Origin of the sequence: Nocardia pneumoniae NBRC 100136, from assembly GCF_000308755.1 — a bacterium.
Classification (GTDB): Bacteria; Actinomycetota; Actinomycetes; order Mycobacteriales; family Mycobacteriaceae; genus Nocardia; species Nocardia pneumoniae.
The window spans coordinates 239,842-246,223 of sequence record NZ_BAGF01000079.1; the positions used below are offsets into that span (position 1 = coordinate 239,842).

The 6,382-nt window shown below is 69.6% G+C and carries 4 protein-coding genes; all 4 read left to right on the forward strand.

Annotated features, from left to right (window positions below; genetic code table 11):
- The first annotated feature begins 97 nt into the window (after positions 1–97).
- On the forward strand, positions 98–1,399 hold the full coding sequence (locus ON34_RS26200) for a hypothetical protein (RefSeq protein WP_040784166.1): 1,302 nt from the start codon (positions 98–100) through the stop codon (positions 1,397–1,399).
- Positions 1,400–1,509: 110 nt separating this feature from the next.
- Positions 1,510–4,419 (forward strand): Na+/H+ antiporter subunit A, encoded by a 2,910-nt coding sequence (locus tag ON34_RS26205; protein WP_040784167.1) that lies wholly within the window; start codon positions 1,510–1,512, stop codon positions 4,417–4,419.
- Entirely contained in the window at positions 4,416–4,799 is a 384-nt protein-coding gene (locus ON34_RS26210; protein WP_040784168.1) for a Na(+)/H(+) antiporter subunit C, read from the forward strand. The genes ON34_RS26205 and ON34_RS26210 overlap by 4 nt, the downstream gene beginning before the upstream one ends.
- Positions 4,796–6,382, forward strand: a 1,587-nt coding sequence (locus ON34_RS26215) for a Na+/H+ antiporter subunit D (RefSeq protein WP_040784169.1), incomplete at its 3' end; no start/stop codon positions are given. The genes ON34_RS26210 and ON34_RS26215, both read left to right, overlap by 4 nt.

The following is a 6,382-nucleotide window of genomic DNA, read 5'->3' on the forward strand; positions in this document are numbered from 1 at the left end:
AACCAGGTTTTCTAGGATATTTCGCACTCAAGACACTTCCGGGCGAATCGTCAGCAATTACAAGATCGCGGGAGCACCGCGGGTATGTTCGACAACCGTGCGCAGGATCGGCGAGGTGGTCGACACGGCGACGGCGTTCACGGGCGCCGTGGTCGCGGGCGTCACACTGTTCCTGCCGGTCAGCGTCAGCACGCAGCAGCAGACGACGCCGTATCGGATCTCCGGTCTGCTCAACAGCGTGCCGCGCAGCGCGGCCCTCGCGGTGATCGTCGCCGTCACGGTGGCCGTGTTGGTCAGCACGACCGCCCGGCCGCTCACCGGGTGGGCGACGGCGACGGCAGGCGCGCTGGGGCAGCTGATCAACCACTTCGCCGGGGGCCAGGTGTCGACGGCCGAGATGCTGACCACGCAGAACTACATCGACTCGGTCTTCGGCGCCGTGCTGCTGGGCGGGCTCGGCGCCGTGGTGCTGCGAAGACCGCTACCCGGCGCGGCCTTCGCGGTGGGCGCCGTCGGGTTCTTCGCCTTCGGCGACCTCGCGGAATTGCTGGATATCGACGCGGACCCGTACGCCGTGCTGGAGACCCCGCCGCGCTGGATGATCGGCGCGGCGCTGGCCTTGCTGGTGATCAGCACCCTGCGCAACTGGTCGCACACCGAGGAGCAGAAGACCCCGCGCATGGCGATCGCGCTGCCGGTGACACCGATCCTCGCCGCCATGGTGCTCGCGCTGGTGGTCCTGGCGGGCACCGAATGGCTTGGCCGTCAGTACAGCAAGTTGCCCGCCGAGAGCCATGGGGTGGAGATCGGGATCGTGGTGGCCGCGACGATCGTCAGCGCGACGGCCGCCGCCATGCTGCTGCCCGGCCGGGACGGCACCGGCGTGTACCTGGCCGTGAGCCTGACCGCGGCGGTCGACGCGGTGGGTTACGCGGTCCGGCCCGGCTGGAGCGCGGTGCTGCTGATCCCGCTGGCGGCGGCCGGTGTCCTGCTCGGCATCCGGCTGACCTCGGCCGCCATCGCCATGCTGCTGGTCGCGGGCATCGCGATCTTCGCGATGCTCACCTCGACGACCGCGAGCCCGGTCGGCTTCGCCGTGATCAGCGCCGTCATGGCGGTGACCGCGGGCTATTGCTGCGGCGCGGCACGTCCGCAGTACGCGCCCAGCGGCGTTCTCGCGCTGTCGGCGCTGTATCTGCCTTCGGCGGTCTCGGTGATGCCCGACAAGCTCGACGACTGGCACACCGACGTGCCGATGCACGATCCGACGCCGGGCCGCACCGCACTGGCCATCGTCATCGGCAGTGCGCTGGGACTGGTCCTGCTCCGGAAATTCCGGCCCCGCAGTCGGCCGTGCCCGAAGGGCCGACCCGAGAGCGAATCATTAGCGGACATATAGCCTCGGCCCGAAGGTATAGCCGACGCCATATTCGCCCACGCCGCGATAAACCCAGGATTTACGTAGGATTGTCCCGGACACCCCGCCGCCCCTACTCGACGGAGTGAAGTTTGCTCGCAATCCTGCTCCTGCATGCTGCCGCCGCCTTGCTGGCGCCGCTGTGGGTGCGGGCACTGGGCCGCAACGCTTTTTACCTGCTGGCGTTGGTCCCGCTCGGCTGCCTGGCCTGGGTTATCGCGAATTGGGCTGAGCCCCAGCGGGTTCGGCTGACCTGGGCGCCGAGCATCGCGATGAACATCGATCTGCGTTTCGACACGCTCGCGGCCGTGCTGTCCGCGCTCGTGCTTGGCATCGGAGCACTGATCCTGGCCTACTGCGCCAGATACTTCGAGGACGACGAGCCGCGACTCGGGGTGTTCGCCGCCGAACTGCTCGCCTTCGCAGGCGCGATGTTCGGGCTGGTGACCAGCGACAACATGCTGCTGCTCTACGTGTTCTGGGAGGCGACGACGATCCTGTCGTTCCTGCTGATCGGGCACAACGCCGAGCGGGCCGCCACCCGCAGAGCCGCCATCCAGGCACTGCTGGTGACCGGCGCGGGCGGTCTGGCGATGCTGGTCGGCATCGTCGTGCTGGCCGAAGCGAACGACAGCTACCTGCTGTCGGATCTGCTCGCGGCGGCGAGTCCACCGAGCGGTACGGCCGCGAATGTAGCGGTGGCGCTGCTGCTGGTCGGCGCGCTCACCAAATCCGCGATCGTGCCGCTGCATTTCTGGTTGCCCGGCGCGATGGCCGCGCCGACACCGGTGAGCGCGTACCTGCACGCGGCGGCGATGGTGAAGGCCGGTGTGTACCTGGTCGCCCGGCTGGCGCCGGTGTTCGCGCAGAACCCGGTGTGGCATCCGCTGGTGCTCGCCCTCGGTCTGGCGTCCATGCTGCTGGCGGGCCTGCGGTCGCTCCAAGTGGTGGATCTGAAGCTGGTGCTGGCCTTCGGCACGGTGAGCCAGCTGGGGTTCTTGATCGTGCTGGCCGGTCTCGGCACGCCGGACGCCGCGCTGGCCGCGATGACCATGCTCATCGCGCACGCGCTGTTCAAGGCGTGTCTGTTCCTGGTGGCCGGGATCATCGATCACGGCGCGGGCACCCGGGATCTGCGCAGGCTGTCGGGGCTGGGCCGCCGGGCTCCGGTGCTGTGCGGCACCGCGATACTCGCAGCGCTGAGTATGGCCGGAATCCCGCCTCTGCTCGGCTTCGTCGGCAAAGAGAGCGCGCTGAGCGCCGTGCTGGACGCGGAGACGCTCACCGCACCGGCGCGCGCCGCCGTCACTCTGGGCGTGGTGCTCGGGTCGATGTTGACGGTCGCCTACAGCTTCCGGTTCGTGTGGGGCAGCTTCGCGGACAAGCACGCCGCGCTCCAACCGTCCCCCGGGGCCACAGCGGTCACCCACCATCCCAGCGAAGTGCCGGTGGAGCAGGATCAGCGGGAAGCCGCGGATCGCCGCGTCCGCTGGCATCCACCGGGCGCCTTGTTCCTGGCCCCGCCCGCGCTCCTCGCGGTAGCCAGCCTGGTGGCCGGTCTCGCGCCGTCCTGGTTGGACACGCGAGTGCGCCCCTACGCCGAAACGCTTGCCGGACCGCGGCCTTCGCCGCTGGCGCTGTGGCACGGTGTCAACGTCGCGCTGGTGGCGACGGTGCTGATCGTCGCCGTCGGCATCCTGCTGTACCGGCTGCGCGACCGCTTCCCGGAATCGGCGCACCCGCGGCTCGGCAATGCCGACCGCGCCTACGACGCCACGCTGCGCGCGATGGACACGCTGTCGCTGCGGATGACCGCCGCGGTGCAACGCGGCTCGCTGCCGCTGAGCCAGGCGGCGATCCTGGTCACGCTGATCATCCTGCCGAGCGTGCTGCTCGCCCTCGGCACCCGCACCGGAGTCCGACTGCGCCTGTGGGATTCGCCGCTGCAACTGGTCATCGGCGCGATCATGGCGGTGACCGCGCTGGCCGCGACGGTACTGCGCAACCGTTTGGCGAGCGTGCTGGTCGTCGGGGTGACCGGCTACGGCTGCGGCGTGATCTTCGCCCTGCACGGAGCGCCCGACCTGGCGCTGACCCAATTCCTCGTGGAGACACTGACCCTGGTGATCTTCGTCCTGGTGCTGCGCGCCTTCCCAGCGACGATCGAGGCGAGCAGGAGGACCGCGTTCAAGACGCACCGGGCGATCCTGTCCGCGGTGGTCGGCGCGGTGGTCGCGGTGCTGGCCGGTTTCGCCGTCGCGGCACGCACCGCCGAACCGATCTGGCACCGGATCCCCGACGCCGCATACGCGTTCGGCGGCGGCGAGAACGCGGTCAACGTGCTGCTGGTCGACCTGCGCGCCTGGGATACGCTCGGTGAGATCTCCGTGCTCGTGGTCGCGGCGACCGGCGTGGCCTCGCTGGTGTTCCGCAGCAGGCGTTTCGGCAGCGCCCCGCGCGCGGTGGACTCCCCCGACTACGACCCCGATCTGGTGAGCTGGCTGCCCGCGGGCCGGTTGGTCGCCCGCGCCGAGCGGTCGATGGTCCTGCAGATCACCACCCGTCTGGTGTTCCCGACCATCATGGTGCTGTCGGTCTACTTCTTCTTCTCCGGGCACAACGCACCCGGCGGCGGTTTCGCGGGCGGGCTCACCGCGGGGCTCGCGCTGACGCTGCGGTATCTCGCTGGCGGCCGCTACGAGCTGGGCGAGGCGCTGCCGGTCGACGCGGGCCACATCCTCGGCGCCGGACTCACTCTCGCGGCGGGCACCGCGGTCTCCTCGCTACTGCTCGGCGCGCCGCCGCTGTCCTCGGCGATCATCGAGGTGACGCTGCCGGTGCTCGGTCACGTCAAGGTGGTCACCGCGCTGCTGTTCGATCTCGGCGTGTACCTCATCGTGGTCGGCCTGGTCCTGGACGTGCTGCGCAGCCTGGGCGCGCGACTCGACAGCGAGCTTGCCGACGCCGAAACCGCGTCGGAGCAGGGGAGTTCCGGCAGATGACGGCGAATCTGACGCTACTGGTCGTGATCGGCATCCTGGTCGCGTGCGGTGTGTACCTGATCCTGGAACGCGCCGTGTCGAAGATGCTGCTCGGGTTGATCCTGTTCGGCAACGCGGTGAACCTGCTGATCCTCACCGCGGGCGGAGGCGACGGCAAACCGCCCATCCGCGGCGAGACCGAGACCGCGACCGAGGACATGGCCGACCCCTTGGCCCAGGCCATGGTGCTCACCGCGATCGTGATCACCATGGGCGTCGCGGCATTCGTGCTCGCCCTCGCCTACCGCGCCTACATGCTCACCACCACCGACGACGTCGCCAACGACCAAGAAGACGTGGACGTCGCCCGGCGGCGCGCGGGAGAGGACCCGGAAACGTGACCCTCGCTCCGAGCCTGCTGCTCATCCTCGCTCCGCTGCCGGTGCTCGTCCCGCTGCTCGGGGCCGCGGCGACGCTCGTCTTCGGCCGCAGGCCACGCGTGCAGAGCGCGGTCAGCTTCACCGCGCTCGCCGGCGTCGTGGTGATCTGCGGGCTGCTGCTGTTCCTGGTCGACCGGGACGGCACCACCGCGCTGCAGGTCGGCAACTGGCCGGTGCCGATCGGCATCACGCTGGTGGTGGACCGGCTGTCGGCCGCGATGCTGCTCGTCTCGTCCATCGTCTTGCTGTCGGTCTGGCTCTACGGCGCGGGCCAGAACATCCGCGACGGCGACGAACGGCAACCGACCTCCATCTACCGGCCCACGTATCTCGTTCTGACGGCCGGTGTTTCGGCCGCGTTCCTGGCCGGTGACCTGTTCAACCTGTTCGTCGGCTTCGAGATCCTGCTCGCCGCCTCGTTCGTGCTGCTCACCGTCGGCGCGACCACCGAGCGCGTCCGCGCGGGCGTGGCGTACGTGATGGTCTCGATGGTCTCCTCGCTGATCTTCCTGACCGGCATCGGGCTGACCTACGCGGCCACCGGAACCCTGAACCTCGCCCAGCTCGCCGTCCGGTTCGGCGCGGTGCCGGAGGGCACCCGGACGGCGATCTACGCGGTGCTGCTGGTGGCGTTCGGCATCAAGGCGGCGGTCTTCCCGCTGTCGAACTGGCTGCCCGACTCCTATCCGACGGCTCCGGCCCCGGTGACCGCCGTGTTCGCCGGGCTGCTCACCAAAGTCGGTGTGTACGCGATCATCCGGACGCACTCGCTGCTGTTCCCGGAGGGCGGCTTCGACTCGGTGCTGCTGGTGTGCGGTCTGCTCACCATGCTCGTCGGCATCCTCGGCGCCATCGCGCAGAGCGACATCCGCCGGTTGCTGTCGTTCACGCTGGTCAGTCACATCGGTTACATGGTGTTCGGGGTGGGGGTGGCCAATACCGCCGGGTTGGCGGGCGCGGTGTTCTACGTGGCGCACCACATCCTGGTGCAGACCTCGCTGTTCCTGGTGGCCGGACTGATCGAGCGGCAAGCAGGATCGACCTCGCTGCGCAGGCTGGGCGGGCTCGCCGCCGCCAGTCCGCTGCTCGCGGTGCTGTTCGGAGTGCCAGCGCTGAATCTCGGTGGCATTCCACCCTTCTCGGGATTCATCGGCAAGGTCGCGCTGTTGCAGGCGGGCGCCGAGCGGGGCAGCGTGCTGGCCTGGGTGCTGGTCGGCGGAGCCGTGCTCACCAGCCTGCTCACGCTCTACACCGTCGCGCGGGTGTGGAGCAAAGCGTTCTGGCGTCCCCGTGAAGACGCGCCCGAGGGTCATCTCACCGCGGCGCGGCCACCCACGCTGATCGAGGAATCGACCGTCGTGCACTACGACGAGCGCATCGATCCCGGCCGGATGCCGGTGCTGATGGTGCTGTCCACGGCGGCGCTGGTCATGGTCGGCCTGTGTCTGACGGTGCTGGCCGGGCCGATCCTCGCCATCGCCGACCGAGCCGCGGTCGATCTGCGCGATCCGGACGTGTACATCGGCGCGGTGCTGGGTGATTCG

What these genes read in the sequence shown, in the direction of transcription:
- ON34_RS26210 (WP_040784168.1), top strand. Translation starts at nt 4,416, where the DNA reads ATGACGGCGAATCTGACGCTACTGGTCGTGATCGGCATCCTGGTCGCG.